The organism is Ruegeria sp. CL7, assembly GCF_056536445.1.
The window spans coordinates 182,498-201,198 of the sequence record NZ_JBQFPQ010000003.1 but is presented as its reverse complement, the minus strand read 5'-3'; the positions used below and the strand labels follow the sequence as shown (position 1 = coordinate 201,198).

The 18,701-nt window shown below is 58.2% G+C and carries 18 protein-coding genes; 9 read left to right on the top strand and 9 right to left on the bottom strand.

Features of this window, described 5'->3' with window-relative positions:
* Position 1: 1 nt before the first annotated feature.
* The 6 genes from ACR0LI_RS11225 to ACR0LI_RS11200 all read left to right on the top strand — a co-directional run bounded on the left by ACR0LI_RS11225 (position 2) and on the right by ACR0LI_RS11200 (position 6,825).
* A complete protein-coding gene (locus tag ACR0LI_RS11225; RefSeq protein ID WP_480718525.1) occupies positions 2-1,078 on the top strand; it encodes a branched-chain amino acid ABC transporter permease in 1,077 nt (358 codons plus the stop codon).
* A 74-nt stretch (positions 1,079-1,152) separates the two neighbouring features.
* The gene (locus tag ACR0LI_RS11220) at positions 1,153-2,436 is read left to right on the top strand and encodes an ABC transporter substrate-binding protein (RefSeq protein ID WP_480718524.1); all 1,284 of its coding nucleotides are present in this window, start codon (positions 1,153-1,155) and stop codon (positions 2,434-2,436) included.
* A gap of 107 nt (positions 2,437-2,543) precedes the next feature.
* Positions 2,544-3,377 carry an ABC transporter ATP-binding protein gene (locus ACR0LI_RS11215; RefSeq protein WP_171724042.1) on the top strand — a complete coding sequence of 278 codons (834 nt, stop codon included), beginning with the start codon at positions 2,544-2,546 and terminating at the stop codon, positions 3,375-3,377.
* A gap of 19 nt (positions 3,378-3,396) precedes the next feature.
* A complete protein-coding gene (locus ACR0LI_RS11210) occupies positions 3,397-4,614 on the top strand; it encodes a phenylacetate--CoA ligase family protein (RefSeq protein ID WP_171635786.1) in 1,218 nt (405 codons plus the stop codon).
* A 122-nt stretch (positions 4,615-4,736) separates the two neighbouring features.
* The gene (locus tag ACR0LI_RS11205) at positions 4,737-6,401 is read left to right on the top strand and encodes an ABC transporter permease (RefSeq protein ID WP_480620593.1); all 1,665 of its coding nucleotides are present in this window, start codon (positions 4,737-4,739) and stop codon (positions 6,399-6,401) included.
* Between the two features lie 73 nt (positions 6,402-6,474).
* Positions 6,475-6,825 carry a DUF2794 domain-containing protein gene (locus ACR0LI_RS11200; RefSeq protein ID WP_117871396.1) on the top strand — a complete coding sequence of 117 codons (351 nt, stop codon included), beginning with the start codon at positions 6,475-6,477 and terminating at the stop codon, positions 6,823-6,825.
* Here the strand turns inward: ACR0LI_RS11200 and ACR0LI_RS11195 are convergent.
* The 3 genes from ACR0LI_RS11195 to ACR0LI_RS11185 form a co-directional block, all read right to left on the bottom strand.
* Entirely contained in the window at positions 6,822-7,559 is a 738-nt protein-coding gene (locus ACR0LI_RS11195; protein ID WP_171724044.1) for an NlpC/P60 family protein, read from the bottom strand. The two genes, ACR0LI_RS11200 and ACR0LI_RS11195, sit on opposite strands and share 4 nt — an antisense overlap.
* Complete coding sequence (locus tag ACR0LI_RS11190; protein ID WP_480718523.1) at positions 7,556-8,938, bottom strand: leucyl aminopeptidase family protein; 1,383 nt, start codon at positions 8,936-8,938, stop codon at positions 7,556-7,558. Before ACR0LI_RS11190 ends, ACR0LI_RS11195 begins: the two co-directional genes overlap by 4 nt.
* Before the next feature lie 63 nt (positions 8,939-9,001).
* Entirely contained in the window at positions 9,002-9,391 is a 390-nt protein-coding gene (locus ACR0LI_RS11185; protein WP_480491715.1) for a hypothetical protein, read from the bottom strand.
* A gap of 144 nt (positions 9,392-9,535) precedes the next feature.
* Here ACR0LI_RS11185 and ACR0LI_RS11180 point away from each other — a divergent pair, with 144 nt between their 5' ends.
* The gene (locus tag ACR0LI_RS11180) at positions 9,536-10,186 is read left to right on the top strand and encodes a carbonic anhydrase (RefSeq protein ID WP_152459543.1); all 651 of its coding nucleotides are present in this window, start codon (positions 9,536-9,538) and stop codon (positions 10,184-10,186) included.
* A gap of 98 nt (positions 10,187-10,284) precedes the next feature.
* A complete protein-coding gene (locus tag ACR0LI_RS11175) occupies positions 10,285-10,821 on the top strand; it encodes an SRPBCC family protein (protein WP_210093163.1) in 537 nt (178 codons plus the stop codon).
* Positions 10,822-10,868: 47 nt separating this feature from the next.
* Here ACR0LI_RS11175 and ACR0LI_RS11170 read toward each other — a convergent pair whose 3' ends face one another.
* From ACR0LI_RS11170 to ACR0LI_RS11150, 5 genes are all read right to left on the bottom strand, one after another.
* On the bottom strand, positions 10,869-11,786 hold the full coding sequence (locus ACR0LI_RS11170) for an endonuclease/exonuclease/phosphatase family protein (RefSeq protein WP_480718522.1): 918 nt from the start codon (positions 11,784-11,786) through the stop codon (positions 10,869-10,871).
* A gap of 266 nt (positions 11,787-12,052) precedes the next feature.
* A complete protein-coding gene (locus ACR0LI_RS11165; protein WP_209834328.1) occupies positions 12,053-12,979 on the bottom strand; it encodes a DMT family transporter in 927 nt (308 codons plus the stop codon).
* 151 nt (positions 12,980-13,130) lie between these two features.
* Positions 13,131-14,153 (bottom strand): aspartate-semialdehyde dehydrogenase, encoded by a 1,023-nt coding sequence (locus tag ACR0LI_RS11160; protein WP_171635479.1) that lies wholly within the window; start codon positions 14,151-14,153, stop codon positions 13,131-13,133.
* A 95-nt stretch (positions 14,154-14,248) separates the two neighbouring features.
* Positions 14,249-15,304: a glycosyltransferase family 4 protein gene (locus tag ACR0LI_RS11155; protein ID WP_480718521.1), complete on the bottom strand. Its 1,056-nt coding sequence runs from the start codon at positions 15,302-15,304 to the stop codon at positions 14,249-14,251.
* A gap of 19 nt (positions 15,305-15,323) precedes the next feature.
* Positions 15,324-16,496, bottom strand: a complete 1,173-nt coding sequence (locus ACR0LI_RS11150) for an MFS transporter (RefSeq protein WP_480486124.1) — start codon at positions 16,494-16,496, stop codon at positions 15,324-15,326.
* Positions 16,497-16,637: 141 nt separating this feature from the next.
* Between ACR0LI_RS11150 and ACR0LI_RS11145 the strand changes: the two genes are divergently transcribed.
* Positions 16,638-17,780: a DUF3095 domain-containing protein gene (locus tag ACR0LI_RS11145; protein ID WP_171635484.1), complete on the top strand. Its 1,143-nt coding sequence runs from the start codon at positions 16,638-16,640 to the stop codon at positions 17,778-17,780.
* 4 nt (positions 17,781-17,784) lie between these two features.
* Here the strand turns inward: ACR0LI_RS11145 and ACR0LI_RS11140 are convergent, their stop codons facing one another.
* Entirely contained in the window at positions 17,785-18,555 is a 771-nt protein-coding gene (locus tag ACR0LI_RS11140) for an aldolase/citrate lyase family protein (RefSeq protein WP_480718520.1), read from the bottom strand.
* Between the last annotated feature and the right edge of the window lie 146 nt (positions 18,556-18,701).

Below are 18,701 nucleotides of genomic sequence, written 5' to 3'. Positions count from 1 at the left end.
CATGTTCTATCGTGAGGCCGGAGATTTCAAAACCTCCTACGTGGATGACAGCCAGACTTTCCCGATCAAGTTCGATCGGTATCGGTACTATGTGGTGCTGGCGGTGGCCTTCGGGATCATCCCGTTCATCATCAACGACTATTGGGCCAACGCACTTCTGCTGCCCTTCCTGATCTATGCGATCGCGGCCATTGGGCTGAACATTCTTGTGGGGTATTGCGGGCAGGTCAGCCTGGGTACCGGGGGCTTCATGGCCGTTGGGGCCTATGCCTGCTACAAGTTGATGACCGCCTTTCCAGACGTGTCGATGTTCATCCATGTGATCCTGGCCGGTGGCATCACCGCCATCGTGGGCGTGCTGTTCGGCTTGCCGTCATTGCGGATCAAGGGGTTTTACCTTGCGGTGGCGACGCTGGCGGCGCAGTTCTTTCTGGTCTGGCTGTTCAACCGGGTGCCGTGGTTCTACAATTACTCGGCTTCGGGGCAGATCAACGCGCCGGAACGGGATGTTTTCGGCATCATCATCACCGGTCCGAATGCATCGGCCTGGGCCACCTATCTGTTCTGTCTGATTTTCCTGACCGTCTGCGCCCTCGCTGCGCGCAACCTGACACGCGGTACGACAGGGCGGACATGGATGGCGATCCGCGATATGGACATTGCCGCCGAGATCATCGGGGTGAACCCGCTCAAGGCGAAACTGACCGCCTTTGCCGTAAGTTCGTTCTTCGTGGGCATCGCGGGCGCACTGTTCTTTGCGGTCTATCTGGGCGCGGTTGAGGTCGGTGAAGTCTTTGGCATCCAAAAATCGTTCCTGGTTCTGTTCATGGTCATTATCGGCGGGTTAGGCTCTATTTTTGGATCCTTTGCGGGCGCTGCATTCCTTGTGCTTTTGCCGGTGGTCCTGAAAGTGGTCGGCGTCGATGTGCTGGGCTGGCCCACAGATATCGTTGCCCATCTTCAGCTGGTGATTGTCGGCGCCCTGATCATCATGTTCCTGATCCTCGAACCCCATGGGCTGGCACAGCTGTGGCGCGTCGCGAAAGAGAAACTCAGACTCTGGCCGTTCCCGCACTAAGGGTAGGCCCAATCAAAAAGACGGGTGCGAAAACCCGAATACACCATCGGATCAATCAAGGGAGGATACACCCGATGAACAAGAAACTGGCAACCGTGGCGCTGAGCGCCCTTATGGCCGCTGGGCCAGCGATGGCGGATCTTGTGATCCCTGATCTCAGCTATCGCACCGGGCCATATGCTGCAGGCGGTATCCCGTTCTCGGACGGCTACAACGACTATTTCACTCTGCTCAATGAGCGGGATGGCGGTATCGGAGGAGAACCGATCCGGGTGGTTGAATGTGAAACCGGCTATAATACCGAAAAGGGTGTGGAATGCTATGAATCGACCAAAGGCGAAGGTGCATTGGTTTATCAGCCTTTGTCGACTGGTATCACCTATCAGTTGATCCCCAAAGTGACGGCAGACGGAATTCCGCTGCACACGATGGGGTATGGCCGCACTTCGGCTGCAAACGGGAAGGTGTTCAGCAACGTGTTCAACTATCCGGCCAACTATTGGAACGGAGCTTCGGGCGCGATCAACTATCTGCTGAGCGAAAACGATGGTGACCTGAACGGTAAAAAAATCGCGCTGGTCTATCACAACTCTGCCTATGGCAAGGAGCCGATCCGCACATTGGAAATGCTGGCTGAAAAGCATGGGTATGAGCTGATGCTGCTGCCAGTGGACCACCCGGGTCAGGAGCAGAAGTCGCAGTGGTTGCAAATCCGTCGTGAAAAGCCGGATTACGTGGTCATGTGGGGCTGGGGCGTGATGAACCAGGTCGCAATTCAGGAAGCTGCGAACATCCGTTTCCCAATGGAAAACTTCATCGGTGTCTGGTGGTCGGGCGCAGAATTCGACGTTGAGCCTGCTGGTGATAAAGCAACCGGGTACAAGGCGCTTACATTCACCGGTCTGGGCGATGACTACCCGGTTTACGACGACCTAAAGAAATACGTCGTCGATTCGGGTAAAGCTGCGGGCGCCGGTGATCAACTGGGCGCGGTGCAATACAACCGTGGTCTCTATGCAGCGATGTTGGCGGCTGAAGCCATCAAGACCGCACAAGAAATCCATGGCGTGACCGATATCACCCCAGCGATGATGCGCGACGGTATGGAGGCGCTGGAGATCACCAATGCCAAGATGGAATCTCTGGGCATGAGTGGATTTGGTCCCGAATTCAGCGTGACTTGTGAAAACCATGGCGGCCCGGGTCTGGTGGGTGTTGTTCAATGGGATGCCTCGACCGGTACCTGGAACAAGCTTCAGGACTTTATGCCAACTGATCAGGAAGTGATCGGCCAGCTTATCGCGGAAGACTCGGCAGCGTACGCGGCCGAAAACAACATCGAACCGCGCTGCGAATAAAGTCGGTTTCTTCCCGGCTGAGGCCGGCTCTCAAAACTCCGGAGCGGCGGTTTGCCGCCGCTCCTCACGAACAGTCCCGAAGGGGACAGGCATGAGGACACGCGCTGATGCTTGATGCGGCACAAACCACTGACGTGCAGGCGGAAAACCTGCTTGAGGTCAACAATATCGAGGTGATCTACAACCACGTGATCCTCGTGCTGAAGGGCGTAAGCCTGACTGTGCCCAAGGGCGGTATTACGGCCTTGCTGGGGGGCAATGGCGCGGGCAAGACGACTACGCTCAAGGCAGTGTCGAACCTGCTGCATTCAGAACGCGGCGAAGTCACGAAAGGCACGATCAAGTATCGTGGCCAGAACGTACACGAAAGCGACCCCGCCGTATTGGTTGAAAAAGGCGTGATTCAGGTGATGGAAGGCCGTCACTGTTTCGAACACCTGACGGTTGAAGAAAACCTGCTGACGGGCGCGTATACCCGCAAGGACGGCAGCGCAGCGATCCAGCAGGATCTGGAGCTGGTCTACAATTATTTCCCCCGCCTGAAAGAGCGCCGCCGTTCGCAGGCAGGCTATACGTCGGGTGGTGAACAGCAGATGGTTGCCATGGGCCGGGCTTTGATGTCGCGCCCCGAGACGATCCTGCTGGACGAACCTTCGATGGGACTTGCGCCGCAGTTGGTCGAAGAGATTTTCGGCATCGTGAAGGATCTCAACGAGAAAGAGGGCGTTTCCTTCCTGTTGGCCGAGCAGAACACAAATGTTGCCCTTCGGTTCGCGCATTACGGATACATTCTGGAATCCGGGCGCGTTGTGATGGATGGCCCGGCCGCCGAACTGCGCGAGAACCCGGATGTCAAGGAATTCTACCTTGGCATGTCGGATGAAGGCCGCAAAAGTTTTCGCGATGTGCGGTCCTATCGTCGCCGCAAGAGGTGGCTGTGAGCGGATGGAGGATATGGCGATGATGTATTTCGACGCACTCGAAACACGCTCGGCGGACGAACGCGCTTCGGATCAGGCCGCAGCGCTGGTAGAGCAAATCAAACGTGCTGCATCTGCCCCCGGGTTTGCTGCACATTTTTCTGAATCAGACACTAATAAGGTGGTTTCGGCAGATGATTTGCCGATGTTGCCGGTGCTGCGCAAATCGGACCTGATCCGGGCGCAGGCGGAACGCCCCCCTTTTGGTGGGTTCACCGTGAAGCCCGCGCGCCACTTTCATCACGTGTTCCAGTCCCCCGGGCCGATCTATGAACCGGGCAGCACCGATCACGACTGGTGGCGCATGGGCCGGTTCCTGCATGCCGCTGGTGTTGCAGCTGGCGATATTGTTCAGAACTGCTTTGGCTATCACCTGACACCGGCTGGCATGATCTTTGAAAACGGCGCCCGCGCTGTTGGTGCTGCCGTTCTGCCGGCGGGAACCGGGCAGACCGAATTGCAGGTGACAGCCGCGCGTGACGTTGGCTGCACCGCCTATGCGGGCACGCCTGATTATCTGAAAGTCATCCTGGACAAGGCTGACGAGATGGGCGTTTCGCTGAATTTCTCCAAGGCCGCTGTTGGTGGTGGCGCGCTGTTCCCGTCTTTGCGTCAGGAATATGCGGATCGCGGTATTTCGTGCCTGCAATGCTATGCGACGGCGGATTTGGGTAATATCGCCTATGAAAGCGCCGCGATGGAAGGGATGATCATCGACGAACATGTGATCGTCGAAATCGTGACGCCCGGAACCGGAACCCCGGTAGAGCCGGGCGAGGTGGGCGAGGTTGTTGTAACCTCTCTCAACCCGGATTACCCTCTGATCCGCTTTGCGACCGGGGATCTTTCTGCCGTCATGCCGGGTGTTTCGCCCTGTGGCCGGACCAACACCCGGATCAAAGGCTGGATGGGTCGCGCCGATCAGACCACCAAGATCAAGGGTATGTTTGTACGCCCGGAACAGGTTGCGGCCCTGGTCGACAAGCATGAGGAAATTGTCAAAGCCCGCGTTATTGCAGCCCGCCAGGGTGAGATGGACACGATGACGGTCCGGATCGAAAGTCCGCGCGGTGACGACCCGGCATATGCCAAGTCAGTGGCCGAAGTGTTGAAACTGAAAGGTGCGATCGAGGTCGTGGCCCCCGGATCCCTTCCCAAGGACGGGGTGGTGATCGAGGATCAGCGCGTCTACGAATAGCGGTGTTTTTCAGATCTGCGGCAGTTTGTGCCGCAGATTTGTTGACCGATGCACTGGTGTTTCCGAGCTTTTTGGTCGATTAAAGGCGAACCCTTCGCCTTTGCCAATCACAAGCCGGGATGATGGCCGAAATCGAGTTTTCACAGAACGGATCGCGCAATCGCGGTGTACGCGGTACCCGACTGCTGGCGGGGATCGCCTATGTCGTGGCTGCCGCGTGCCTTTTGCCGATGATCGCCGTGGTCCTGGCGGCTGTAACCGGGGGAACGGACACGATCTCGCACCTGATGGAGACGGTGCTGCCCGGCTATATCGCGACGACCCTGATTCTTGTGGTCCTGGTTGCGGCCGGCACGTTCAGCATCGGCACCGGGGCGGCTTGGCTGGTAACGATGACCCGTTTTCCCGGCGTGCGGATTCTGGAGATCGCACTGGTCCTTCCGCTGGCCTTTCCGGCGTATGTTCTGGCCTATGCCTACACCTTCATTCTGGATCACCCGGGCATCGTTCAAAGCACGCTGCGTGATGTAACGGGGTGGGGCCCGCGCGACTATTGGTTCCCGGAAATCCGCTCGACCGAGGGTGCGGCGGTCATGTTGATCCTTGTGCTTTACCCTTATGTCTATCTGCTTGCGCGGGCTGCGTTCCTGCAACAAAGCGCAACCGCGTTTCTGGCGGCGCGGGCGCTGGGCAACAATCCATGGCTGGCTTTTCGGCGCGTGTCACTGCCGATGGCGCGACCCGCCATTGCAGGCGGCGTTCTGCTGGCCGTCATGGAGACCATCGCAGATTTCGGAACCGTGTCGTATTTCGGCGTACAGACCTTTGCCACCGGGATCTACACAAGCTGGTTTTCCATGGCCGATCGTGCGGCAGCGGCGCAACTGGCCCTGTGCCTGCTGGTCTTTGCCTTGATCATGGCCGTGGCCGAGCGCACCCAGCGTGGCAAGGCAAAATACTATCAGGCGGGGAAACAGCATGTGGCGCAACCGGCGGCAAATCTGACGGGTCTGCGCGCCTGCGGGGCATTTCTGCTGTGTGCAATACCCGTTCTTTTCGGTTTTTTGCTGCCCGTCATCATTCTGGTCGAGATGGGCCTGGACTCCGAACAGAACCTGCTGTCGCAGCGTTATATCGGTTTCATCCAGAATTCGTTGATACTTGCTGGTACGGCGGCGGTCATCACCGTCTTTGCGGCGATCAGTGTCGGGTTCTTTCAACGTCTGAGGCCCGGGCGCGCCTCGTCTGCGACCGCATATATGGCGCGTCTGGGATATGCCGTTCCCGGTGGCGTCATTGCGGTTGGATTGATCGTCCCCTTTGCGAGTTTTGACAACGCGCTGGACGTCTGGATGCGACAGACCTTCGACGTATCCACGGGGCTGTTGGTGACAGGTTCCATCTGGCTGCTGGTCGCTGCCTACATGGTGCGCTTCCTGGCTGCCGCGCTTAGCGCGTATGAGGGGGGCCAAAGCACTGTACATGCGAATATGGACGCCGCAGCCCGTTCACTGGGGCAGACGCCGTTGGGAACATTGCGACGGGTTCACCTGCCGATTCTGACCCCCTCGCTGCTGACGGCCCTGCTGATCGTGTTCGTGGACGTGATGAAAGAACTTCCCGCCACGCTGATCATGCGCCCGTTCAATTTCGACACATTGGCGGTGCAGGCGTATCGGCTGGCCTCGGACGAGAGGCTGGAGGGCGCCGCCGTGCCTTCGCTGGTCATTCTGGCGGTGGGTCTGTTACCTGTAATCCTGATCTGCCGTCAGGTCGGCCGACGGTAACACTTGTGTCGCAATTGTAGGACAACTGCGCATCAGGCTTGATTCAAACACGATTTCCGGCAAGGCTGGAGGTATGAATATGCAGCCTCCCAGCCGGTTCTCGGCAAGCGCAGCGCAGATGCCCGTGGCTTTCGACCGGCATGAGATGTCTCAAATCCTATCCGTTTATGGTCGGATGGTCGCCGCCGGAGAATGGCGTGACTATGGTATTTCCAACCTGCGCGACATGGCGGTGTTCTCGATCTTTCGGCGCACCGCAGAACATCCGATCTACCGCGTCGAAAAGCACCCGCGCCTGAGGTCCCGGCAGGGAATGTATTCCGTCATAGGTATGGATGGCCGCATCCTGAAACGCGGCCACGATCTTCGGGCAGTCCTGCGGGTACTGGAACGCAAGCTGATCCGGGCCGTAAACCCGGATTAGAGCCTTTTGTGGGCCGTGACCGGCCCGTCACCCTGATCCATTATGCGGCGGATCGCCTGATCCATTGGTTCGAATACCACCGCCATATGGCTGGCGTTCGCATGCAAAAGCATGTTTTGGCCCGAAACCCAGGCCACGTGCCCTTTCCAGAACAACAGATCACCCCGTTGCGCAGGGCCCCCTTCGATCACGGTTTTGCCCAAAGCGCGTTCCTGATCGCCGCTGTCGCCGGGGCACGGCAGGCCACAAGCCAAAAGCGCCGCTTGAACCAACCCGGAACAATCGATGCCGAACCGGCTGTTGCCGCCCCACAAATAGGGTGTGCCCAGAAACAGCTGGGCCACTTCGACCGGGTCGTCAGGCTTTTCGGTCATCGGCGCCGTGTGTACCTTTGGGATATATCCCAGTTCGGTTTCAACAAACCGGTCCGTCTCGGTCCTGGCTTGGATTTTGCTTCCGAAACTCAGCGACACCAGATCGCGGCTTTTGAAATCCGCTTCCTGGTAGGCATGCGTTGCAGGCGCCGTGATCCAATGCGTCGCAGGCGCATCCGCCGTCAGCTGATCTGTTCGCAACCAGCCGGTATACCCATCTTTGTCTGCGATGACCCTGTTCCACCCGCTCTTTGTTTCCTCGATCTGAACCGTATCACCGAACAACAATTGCCGGTCGCGTGGCCCGTCTGGGCTGCGCAGCAAATCGACAACGGGTGCGGAAACTCGATGGCGTGTCACAGTCCCAATATCTCCGGCAACGCCGTCAGCACGGCACGAGGTCCCTGACCCAGACCGCCCTTGGTGCGCCCCGGCTCTTTGCTGGGCTGCCAGGAATAGATGTCGAAATGGATGTAGCGGCGTGTGCCCACGAACCTGCGCAGAAACAGAGCGGCTGTGATCGACCCTGCAAACCCGCCCGACGGCGCGTTGTCCAGATCGGCGATGCCGGGTTCAATCATCGCTTCATAGGGCGTGTGGAACGGCATGCGCCAGACCGGATCAGCCGAAGCCTCAGCGGCATGCGACAGAGCAGACGCGCAGCGCTGATCATCGGTATAGAAAGGTGCCAGATCGGGGCCCACAGCCACACGGGCGGCCCCGGTCAGCGTCGCTATCGAGATCACCAGATCGGGTTCACCTTCCTCAGCAAGCGCCAACGCGTCAGCAAGCACCAGACGCCCTTCGGCATCCGTATTGTTGATCTCGACCGTCAGTCCCTTGCGAGAGGTCAGGATGTCCCCTGGGCGGAAGGCATTTCCGGCAAGCGCGTTTTCGACTGCCGGTATCAAGACCCTCAATTGCAGGGGAAAACCCAGCTGCATGATCATCCGCGCCAACCCCAACACATTGGCCGCGCCACCCATGTCTTTCTTCATCAGACCCATGGATGCGCCCGGTTTCAGGTTCAATCCACCCGTATCGAAACACACCCCCTTGCCGACCAGAGTCAGTTTGGGGCCGCTGCTGCCCCAATTCAGCTCGATCAACCGGGGGGCTTGTTCGGCGGCGCGCCCTACGGTGTGGATCATAGGAAAATTCTGTTCCAGCAAGGCCGCGCCGCTGATCACGCTGCACGCGGCACCGAATTCACCGGCCAGAGCCTCGGCCGCCTGCTGCAACTGCTCAGGACCCATATCCGAGGCTGGCGTATTCACCAGATCGCGGGTCAGAACTTCGGCATTGGCCATCGCTTCGATACGGTTGGCGTCGACACCTTCGGGCGCAACCAGCGCCGCGGTTCCAGCAGATTGAGACGCGTAGCGATCGAAGGTGTAACCTGTCATCAACCAGCCAAAGCACTCCATTTCCAGACGATCAGCGGGAATGCCGGACGCGATATGATAGGTTCCTTCGGGCAATGCCATGGCTGCGGCGGCCAATGGGAACCTTTTTCGCTCGCGCTTGTCTTCTGTTCCATACCCGGCCAGCACAAAATCAACCGCGCCATGCGCGCCTGGCACCAGCAGGGTCTGCCCCATCGCACCTGTAAACCCGCTTGCGGCAACCCAGGTCCGGACGGTATCCGGCTGGTCCTGCAACCAACTGTCCAAATCCGGCTGCGCAATCACATGAAGCGGTATGGACGGGTCAGAGGATGGGGCGAAGGACAGGGTCATGGGCGTCTCGGCTGATGGTTTCTGCGCACAGACTAGCCGCGCATGATCTGCCCGCAACCCCTGTCAGACGGAAAGGTCCTGCTGGTCCCAGACGGCGGTCAGCGATCGTTCGCCCACGCGGATCAAACGCCCAAGCGTCGCGCCTGCCGCAACGGCGTCACCGGCATCGACGGTGTGGGCCACGTCACCCGCCACCCGGGCCAGGGCCGTCATCCCGATCTGTTCGGATATAGCGACCAGTGACCTGGCGCATTTGCGCAGGTCCGCCCATTCGCGCTGACGCCAGTAGCGTTCGCAGTTTGACAGGCGCACGGCAAGCTCTTCGACCGTGCGACACAGAACATCCAGCGCATTCTTGTCGCCAAGTTGCCGGTGCAGCCCGCTCAGTTGATCCGAGTCCAGACGGACGGATTCCTTATGTTCAAGCGTGATAATCTTTTCCACCACATTCACCCTAGTTCAAACGCCCCCACGGCGCGGTGTTGATCCTGGCAGAAAATTCCTTTGCGAAACCTTGCGGGGAAACTGGATAATGGCTCGAATTTTCGTTGAATTCGGTTTAGATCATCCTTCAGCGACAAGAACGGGGACATTGAAATGGAATTTGCCAAACCTCTGCCGAGCTACCTTGTAAAACGGTATCACGGTTGGAAGGCCACAACATATTCGGAAAACCAGGTCTGGTATCGCCGTCTCGCCGATGAAGGGCAACGCCCCCGCGCCATGGTCATATCCTGCTGCGACAGCCGGGTTCACGTCACGTCCATGTTCGGCGCTGACCAGGGCGATTTCTTTATTCACCGCAATATCGCCAACCTGGTGCCGCCCTATGCACCGGACGGGGACCACCACGGCACCAGCGCCGCGATCGAATACGCTGTAACGGCGCTCAAGGTCGCTCATTTGATCGTGCTGGGGCATTCGCAATGCGGCGGCGTGCAGGGCTGCATCGACATGTGCAAGGGGCAGGCGCCGCAACTGGATGCGAAGGACAGCTTTGTTGGCCGCTGGATGGATATTCTGAAGCCGAAATTCGAACTGGTCGCGGATATCGAGGACGGTGTCGAACAGGCCCGGCAGTTCGAACGTCAATCGGTTGTCGCTTCGCTGGAAAACTTGATGACCTTCCCCTTCGTCTCGTCAGCCGTTGATCAAGGCGCGCTGAGCTTGCACGGCTTGTGGACGGATATCGGCGCAGGCGGGCTTGAAAGCTATGACCCTTACCAAAAAAAGTTCGTCCCGGTCTGACAGTGACAGAGCTGGAAATCCGAAACAACAATGGCGGCTCTGATTCAGGGCCGTTTTTGGTATACTCCACCCATTACACCTGAATATTGGAGCCTGCCATGAAAGTCATCAAGCGCATCTTCGCAGGATTGGTCGTTTGTATTCTGGTTCTGGTCGCGGTTTCCTATCTGTTGCCGGGAAAGGCGGAAGTTTCGCGTAGCATCGCGATCGACGCGCCGGCAAGCGCCATCTTTCCGTACGTGAATTCGATGCAGGAAACCGAAAAGTGGTCTCCGTGGCTGCACCGGGACCCCGAAACCAAACTGACCTATTCCGGCCCTGCCGCCGGAGTCGGGAACACTCTGAACTGGGCGTCGGATCACCCGCAGGTCGGTACGGGATCACAGGAAATCGTCGAAAGCGTGGAAAACCAACGGGTCAAAACGGCGCTGGATTTTGGCCCGATGGGTACTGCCACAGCGTCCTTCATCCTTGAGCCTGACGGGGCGGGAACCAGAGTGACCTGGGGGTTTGACTCGGATCTGGGTCTGAATCCCATGTCCCGCTGGATGGGTTTGATGATGGATACGTGGGTGGGCGAGGACTATGACCGTGGTCTGACCAATCTGAAAGCACTGGTTGAAAACCAAAGCTAGGCTGCTTGTTTGTGGGAAAGCATGCGGAGGTGTGCTTGACCGAAGCCCTAGCCCAGTCGAAACCGGGCAAGCTTTCCCAGGTGATCGGATCCCATGAAGGGGCGTAGCTCAACTGTTCCGGTTGTGCCTTTGGGGAACAACAGGTTGTCTATCGGCAATGGGATTTTCCAACTGCCGAGGTTGTGGGTGTTCAGGACGGTTCCAAAGCTTTGGTTGTTTGCGGCTGCTCCGATCCGTCTGACGCTTTCGCCCCAGGGCACCATATTGAAATCCCCGGCAATCAGAACCGGTCCTTCAAGTTGGCTGATGCGGTCGGCAATCACCTGGCTTTGTCTGGACTGGTCGTAAGGAAATGGCCAGTTCAGATGAACTGAAACAACCCAGACCAAGTCACCGCCGGGCGCTTTGACCTGTAACCCCACAAGCCCATAACCTTGCAGACAGAACTCGGAATTCTCGACAATCGGCAAGGTCGTCAGGATGGCGACGTTTTGTTCAGGACGGAATTCACAGATCGCCTGTTCGGGGTAGTGCTCGAACAGATTGCTCATGTACTTGCGATTGTGGCTGGAGACTTCCTGCAAGGTCACGATCTGAGCGTCTGATTCAAGGATATCATCGGCCAGCGAATACCGGGGCCAGGCTTTGCTCATCAGGTTCTTCTGGTACAGCGTCAGGCAGGTGTCGTCGCAATCGTCCGAGGGCGCGGCAACGCTGGCCGCGATGGACCCGATGGCAATCCCGGAAAAGACCAAGGTGGCCAATGCAAGATATCTGGCGCGCATGAAAAGAAGAATTACCGCGCAGGGGAGAAGCAAAACACCAGCCTGAGGCCGGAGAAGAGCGATTGAATCTCCCACGGCAAAAACCTGCCCCGTAAAGCCAATGACGACCAGTATCATCAGAACGCATGTGCATCCGATGGTCAGGGTTCTGGCAATCCTGCGTCTGGTCGAAATGTGCATGCCCTGCCTCTTTTGCCTTGCGCCGGGCGGTTTTTTTTCCGGACTTCCGACATCCGCCACGACCAAGGTTCAGTTTTAGGTGGCAAGCGTGTCTGGTTTTGTCAACAGGTTGGCGATTTTCACCGCGCGCAAGACTGTACCCTAACCGAGGTTCATAGCGCAGCCATGATGGATGCGGGTGATGGACCGGAAGGTGCCGATTTGGTGGAAGAGGTGATCCGAGCCGGTTCTGCTGAGCGCATTGACGGGCCACCTCGGGCGCGGACTCACCTGTGACGTTGACTGCTGATCACGGTGGTAAAGGTTCGTGTTGCGCGACTTTGTGCAAGTGCAATGGCGCTCAAAACCAAGGCACAGGCCACTGCTTGCGCACCTGTGATTGTTTCACCGAAGGCAAAAACGCCCACGGCAAACATTGTCGGCAGTTCAATGCTGCCGATAACGGCCGTGCGCGATGCCCCGATGACAGGGGAACAGACGGTGTAAATCAGCTGGGGAACCAGTGCCGTCATAAGACCGATCCCGACGATCAGAAACCAGTCACTGCCGCCTGCTGGCAGGACTTCGCCAATCTCCGAAGAGATAATCAAAGGGGTTAGCCCGACGACCGACCCCAACGAAACCGACGCTATCCTGGCCAAAGGAGCAATTCGCGAAAGACGGTGTACAAGCACGCATATGCCGAAGCCAAATCCGAAAGGTGCAGCCAAAGAGACAAGCAGCGTTGGAATTTGGTCAATCGGTACGGATGCCGGAGACCCTGCAATGCCTGCCGCAAGAACAATCAAACCGGCCGCAACAAGGCTGCGCCGCGTCGGCGGATCGGCGAATATCGCCCAAGCGATGATGATCGTAAACACCGGGTAGGTCATGTAAAGAACACCCACCGTTGATGCCGGCACTGTTTCAAGTGCGGTAACATATCCGACCCACCCAAGCCCCATGACTGCCCCCGCAGCCATACCCCAGACTATTTCCCGCCGGTTTGAACGATGCTTCAGAAGGGTTGGCAACAATAGGATCGCCGTCAAAATGTACCGATAAAACGCAACTGCGTAGGGCGCGAGTCCGTGGTCAGTGAGACCCCGGCTGAAATAAGGTACAAAGCCAAAACAGATGGATGCAAAGAACACTCCCGCCCCGGCAAGGGCGTAGGGTATTGGATCGTGCTTGGTTGATGTTGGTCGGCCCATCTTTAAAACCTACCATGCAGTATTTCCGTTGGCATCAGCGACCTGACCGAACCGTCACGTCGTCTGCAAACCGGCTATTGGGAAACGCAGAAAAACCCGCCGAACAATCAGCGGGTTTCCTGGTTCTCAAGCTTTGACCAAAATCGGGATGTCAGCCCTTTTTTAGAACCTCACGGCCCAGCAGTTCGGCGATCTGTACCGCGTTCAATGCCGCACCTTTGCGCAGATTGTCGGATACGCACCACAGGTTCAGGCCGTTCTCGATGGTCGAATCCTGACGGATACGGCTGATGAAGGTGGCGAAATCGCCCGCGCATTCGATGGGCGAGACGTAGCCACCGGCTTCGCGCTTGTCGATCACCATGATGCCCGGTGCTTCACGCAGGATGTCGCGGGCTTCGTCTTCGTCCAGGAATTCCTCGAACTCGATGTTCACGGCCTCAGAATGGCCGACAAACACGGGAACGCGCACGCAGGTGGCTGTGACCTTGATCGACGGGTCGACGATCTTTTTGGTCTCGACAACCATCTTCCACTCTTCCTTGGTCGAGCCGTCTTCCATGAAGACGTCGATCTGAGGGATGACGTTGAAGGCGATCTGCTTCTGGAATTTCTTCGGCTCAACTTCGGTAGTCGGGTTGTAGATGGCCTTGGTCTGATCCCAAAGCTCATCCATGCCTTCTTTGCCCGCGCCCGACACCGACTGATAGGTCGACACCACGACGCGCTTGATCCTGGCACGGTCATGCAGCGGCTTGAGCGCGACAACCATCTGCGCGGTCGAACAGTTCGGGTTGGCGATGATGTTTTTGTTCTTATAGTCGTGGATCGCTTGCGGGTTACATTCCGGCACGATCAGCGGAATCTCCGGGTCATAGCGATAGAGCGACGAGTTGTCGATCACCACACAGCCAGCCGCAGCCGCTTTGGGGGCATAGGTCTTGGTTGCGTCCGAGCCGATGGCGAACAGGGCCATGTCCCAGCCGGTGAAATCGAAGGTGTCAATGTCCTGGGTGGTCAGTGTCTTGTCGCCAAAGCTTACTTCCGTACCCAGCGAACGACGGCTTGCCAGCACGGCAAGTTCATCGACCGGGAACTGGCGTTCTGCCAGAATGTTCAGCATTTCGCGGCCCACGTTACCCGTGGCGCCGGCGACAACGACGCGATAGCCCATTTCATGTCTCCAAAGTTAAGGACGCGCGTTCATAGCCGCGTTGCAGCAAAGAAAAAAGGGCTATCACGGGTGAATTGGCCGAATTGACGTCGATTTTAACCCGAATGCGCTTTTTCACCCGTATTCAGCAAAGACCGATAGACCCGCACGATGGCCTCGGCCTCACCTTCGATTCGAAAATGCTGCTCGACACGCTGTCTTGCGGCCTGACCGGATTGCACCAGCTTGTCCGGATCGCTCAACATCTGTTCCAGTGCTTCAGCCAGCGCCCCGGCGTTGTCCTTTTCGATCAAGCGGCCGGTTTTCCCGTCCTCGATCTGGGCGCTGAACGCTCCGACCCCGTGGCAGGCGATTGCAGGCACGCCGGAGGCCATCGCCTCAAGCGGTGTAAGGCCGAACCCTTCGTGACGGGCCGGGGCCACGAACAGGTCAAGGGCGCGGTAGGTTTCAACGATCTCCTCCCAAGGGCGCTCGCCCAGGAAGTGCACCCGTTCCGACAGCCCGGCAGCTTTGAGTTTGGCTTCCTGCTCCTGTTGGAAGGTTTCAAATTCTTTGGTGGCGCGCCCGGTGAACACGATGCTGGCGTCGGGATGGTTCGGCAGAATCTCGATCGCCGCATCCACCAGCAGATCGACACCTTTCTGAGGTCGAATACGCCCGAAACACCCGATCAAGGTCCCTTCCGGCAGCCCCAGCTTCTGCCGCAGGGCGGTTTTGTCTTCGGCCGGGTGAAACAGTTCGGTGTTCACACCGTGCATGATGACGGTTGCGGGATGTTCCAGAAACGACGCCGCTTGCGGCGTTGTGGCGATCAGCGCATCCATCTTCGAAATCAGCCACTTGGTGAACCCCGAATGATTTCGTTGCGCAGCCGAGGTGAACAGAAGTTTCAGATTGCGTCGCAGCACATGTTTCAGAAACAAACCCATCAGCATTTCGGTGTTGCGCCGTGCATGCCACACCCGGAGCGTTCTGTTCGAAAGGAACGGAATTTTGATCAATCGGATATGGGGCAGATCACCCGGCAGGCCGGGTCCCGTGGCGACGATCCTGATCATATGCTTTTGAATCGGCAACAGGCGGATTACGGTCGTGGTGACGCCGGAGAGGCTGTGTTTCAGGTTCGGCGCTATAACCTCGATATCCTGCACGGCTTGCTCCGCAATTGCTTCAATCCACATTATCCTGGCTGAATAGATAAATCACGCAACCGATGGCAAGGGTTACCGCAAAAAACCCGAAAATCGCGGTGTAGGGCGCGGTCGTTCCGGCCTGGGCCGTGGCGGCATGAATGCGTCCGGTGACAAATTGGGCGATGCCGACCCCTCCGATTCCGAAAAGGTTCAACAGGGTTACGCCTCGGCCCACCAGATGGGCGGGAACGAAGGCCCGACCATGGGCCATGATGACCGGAAAACTGGCCCCGGTGAACCCTATGATGGCCAACAGCAGAACGGACAGCCATGTGGCATGGTCGATCCAAACACAAAGCAGGGTCAGCGCCACGACACCCAGCGCGTTGCCCGTGAAGATAACCCATTTCCGAGTGCCGAAGACACGATCCAGCGGTCCGTAGACAAAGGTACCGGCGATCATCGCAGACCCCATGACCAGTGTCGCAGTGCCGATCTGGGTGGTGCTGAGCCCGAAGACATCGTTCAGATACGGCCCGGCCCATAGCCCGCGCAGCGCGGCAGAGGGCGCATAGGCCACCAGCATCAAGGGCATGATCAGCCACAGTGCAGGCTCTTTCAGCAGGTCCAGAAGTGAACCTTTGTGTTCCGTATCAACCTTCGCTGGATCGCGCAGGCTCAGCCAAATACCCAAAGCAATCGCAGCAGATATAACGGCCAGCCCAACCATGGTGGCGCGCCATCCCATCCATTCGACCGCAAGCGCAGTCGGATAGGAGGCCACGAGATTGCCCACCGAGCCAACACCCAGCATGACGGCAGCCAGTGTCGCGAATTTCGCAGGCGGGTATTCGCGGGCAAAGATGAAATAGGAAGCCATCAGAACCGGAGAGCACCCAACCCCGATCAGGCCCATGGCAACACTGACATGCAACGGTGAAGTCGCGACCGCAAAAATTGCGGATCCTCCTGCGCCGCCAACCAGAAGAAGCGCGGCTGCGGTCAGCCTGGGCCCAACCTTGTCCAGCGCCCAGCCGACCGGGATTTGCATTGCAGCGAACACCAGAAACCAAAGGCCGGATGCAAAGGCCAGATCTTCGGGTGTAGCGCCGATATCGCGTTCAAGATCCAGGCTGAGCACAGCCAGAAATGCACGGAAAAACTGGCTGAGCACATAGCCCAGGCACAAAACCACCAAACCCGCCTGCATATTCCGCCTCTTTTCCGCTTTTCCGCAAGGAATGCTTGGCACGCAATGATGCAACGCACAAGCATGTGTACTATGTTTCAAAACGAGGACTCGGGCCGCATTCCGGCTATCATTGCCAGAAGTTTGATTTCGAGGGGGAAAATGAAAGACCTCCATTCCGCATTTTACGAAAACCTGCCCCTGTTGAGGGATTTCACCCGTCTGGCGGATCCGGCGCAGTTTTCGCCGGTGCCCGACGACTGGTTTCTGGGGGTTGCCGACATCGTCGATTCAACCGGCGAGATCGCGCGGGGGCGATACAAAACCGTCAACACCGTGGGGGCTGCTGTTATCTCGGCGATGATAAACGCGATGGACGGCAAGTTGTTTCCCTATGTCTTTGGCGGCGACGGGGCGGCGTTTGCGATCCCCCCCAGCGAAATTGAAGCAGCGCGGGATACTCTGTCAGCCATGCGGCGCTGGGCGGAAGAAGAGTTTTCCATGCCGTTGCGTGCGGCGCTGGTGTCGGTGGCGGATATCCGAAAAGCAGGCAGGGACTTGCGCGTCGCTCGTTTTGCGCCCTCTTCCGGGGTGGATTATGCCATGTTCTCGGGCGGAGGCTTGGCCTGGGCCGAGGCAGAGATGAAAGCGGGCCATCACATGATCGCGCCTGCCGAACCGGGTGCGCAGCCGGACCTGACAGGCCTGTCATGCAGATGGTCAAACAGCCCGGCGCGGCACGGTCAGATCGTGTCACTGGTCGTTGAACCCACTGCGTCGGCAACTGAACGCGACTTTGCCGACCTTGCGCAATCGGTTCTGTCCGCGTCAGAAGAGCTGGAGCGCGCAGGTCATCCGGTGCCTGTAAATGGTCCGCCCATGACGTGGCCGCCCCCCGGCCTCGACATTGATGCGCATGTTTCGCGCAACGGGCGGAATTTGTTTCTGCACAAGCTCGTTCTTCTGTTTCAGAACCTGCTGATCGCGATATTGTTCAAAACACGCAAGAAGCTGGGACAGTTCGAACCCGAACACTACAGGACGATGGTCAGCAGCAATGCCGATTTCCGCAAGTTCGATGACGGCCTGAAGATGACGTTGGATTGTGACCCGGCCACTTTGCGACAGATCGAACACTTGCTGAAAGAAGCGCGCGGGCGCGGCAAAATCCGATACGGTCTGCACGTGCAGGACGAGGCGATGATGACCTGTTTCGTCCCGTCGGCCACACGGGACGATCATGTGCATTTCGTCGACGGTGCCTCGGGCGGATACGCCCAAGCCGCAGCGGCCATGGTCCGTTGAGCGGTTAGTCGGCTTTCCATCGTGCGGCGAGATCACGTGCCGTTTGCGTCAGCAGCATCACATCAATGCCAACCGCCAAAAACTGTGCGCCCATATCCAGATATGCCTGACGGGCCTCGTCATTTGTGGCCAGAATGCCCGGCGCTTTGCCTGCGGCCTTGATCCGCGTCAGTGCATCCCGGATAACCGCGCGCACCTCGGGTGCCGCGCTGTTGCCCTGATGGCCCATATCGGTCGACAGATCAGCAGGGCCTATGAATACGCCATCCACGCCTTCAACATCCAGGATGTCGTCCAGAGCAGCAATTCCGGCGCGGGTTTCCACCTGCAACAACAAACAAATCTCCTGATCTGCGGTCTGAATATAATCTCCGACCGATCCGTACATCGTCGCCCGCGATGCCATCGCGCCCACGCCACGGACACCGGCAGGGGGATAACGGCAGGCCCGAACCAGATCTTGCGCCTGCTCGGCACTTTCCACGATCGGAACCAGAATGGTCTGAGCACCCGCATCCAGAACCATCTTGATTAGCCAGGTCTCACCCACGGGAACCCGCACAACCGCATGAGAGTCGCTTGCCGCAAGTGCCAGAAGCTGGTCCCGGATCGACCGGATATCGTTAGGGGCATGCTCTCCATCGATTACCAGCCAATCAAAACCCGCGGTTCCCATCATCTCGGCCGCTGCGGGCTCGGCAAAGCTCATCCAGCACCCGATCTGCGTTTTTCCCTTTTTCAGAGCCTGTTTGAACGCGTTTTGCTGCGCAGCCATACTGTTTCCTTTGTTGCAAAATCTTCGGCGCGACGTGGTCGCGAAAGTGGCCGTTGCCACATCTTCTTCCGTGGCGCGAAATTGTCCAGTTTTAATGCAATTTGGCGTCATCGGATTGACGGCGGCAAAGGCGCGCCACGCAAGGG

What these genes read in the sequence shown, in the direction of transcription:
- ACR0LI_RS11145 (WP_171635484.1), top strand. Translation starts at nt 16,638, where the DNA reads ATGAAAGACCTCCATTCCGCATTTTACGAAAACCTGCCCCTGTTGAGG.
- ACR0LI_RS11190 (WP_480718523.1), bottom strand. Translation starts at nt 8,938, where the DNA reads ATGACCCTGTCCTTCGCCCCATCCTCTGACCCGTCCATACCGCTTCAT.
- ACR0LI_RS11180 (WP_152459543.1), top strand. Translation starts at nt 9,536, where the DNA reads ATGGAATTTGCCAAACCTCTGCCGAGCTACCTTGTAAAACGGTATCAC.
- ACR0LI_RS11220 (WP_480718524.1), top strand. Translation starts at nt 1,153, where the DNA reads ATGAACAAGAAACTGGCAACCGTGGCGCTGAGCGCCCTTATGGCCGCT.
- ACR0LI_RS11150 (WP_480486124.1), bottom strand. Translation starts at nt 16,496, where the DNA reads ATGCAGGCGGGTTTGGTGGTTTTGTGCCTGGGCTATGTGCTCAGCCAG.
- ACR0LI_RS11205 (WP_480620593.1), top strand. Translation starts at nt 4,737, where the DNA reads ATGGCCGAAATCGAGTTTTCACAGAACGGATCGCGCAATCGCGGTGTA.
- ACR0LI_RS11225 (WP_480718525.1), top strand. Translation starts at nt 2, where the DNA reads ATGTTCTATCGTGAGGCCGGAGATTTCAAAACCTCCTACGTGGATGAC.
- ACR0LI_RS11165 (WP_209834328.1), bottom strand. Translation starts at nt 12,979, where the DNA reads ATGGGCCGACCAACATCAACCAAGCACGATCCAATACCCTACGCCCTT.
- ACR0LI_RS11170 (WP_480718522.1), bottom strand. Translation starts at nt 11,786, where the DNA reads ATGCACATTTCGACCAGACGCAGGATTGCCAGAACCCTGACCATCGGA.
- ACR0LI_RS11160 (WP_171635479.1), bottom strand. Translation starts at nt 14,153, where the DNA reads ATGGGCTATCGCGTCGTTGTCGCCGGCGCCACGGGTAACGTGGGCCGC.
- ACR0LI_RS11140 (WP_480718520.1), bottom strand. Translation starts at nt 18,555, where the DNA reads ATGGCTGCGCAGCAAAACGCGTTCAAACAGGCTCTGAAAAAGGGAAAA.
- ACR0LI_RS11200 (WP_117871396.1), top strand. Translation starts at nt 6,475, where the DNA reads ATGAATATGCAGCCTCCCAGCCGGTTCTCGGCAAGCGCAGCGCAGATG.
- ACR0LI_RS11210 (WP_171635786.1), top strand. Translation starts at nt 3,397, where the DNA reads ATGATGTATTTCGACGCACTCGAAACACGCTCGGCGGACGAACGCGCT.
- ACR0LI_RS11215 (WP_171724042.1), top strand. Translation starts at nt 2,544, where the DNA reads ATGCTTGATGCGGCACAAACCACTGACGTGCAGGCGGAAAACCTGCTT.
- ACR0LI_RS11175 (WP_210093163.1), top strand. Translation starts at nt 10,285, where the DNA reads ATGAAAGTCATCAAGCGCATCTTCGCAGGATTGGTCGTTTGTATTCTG.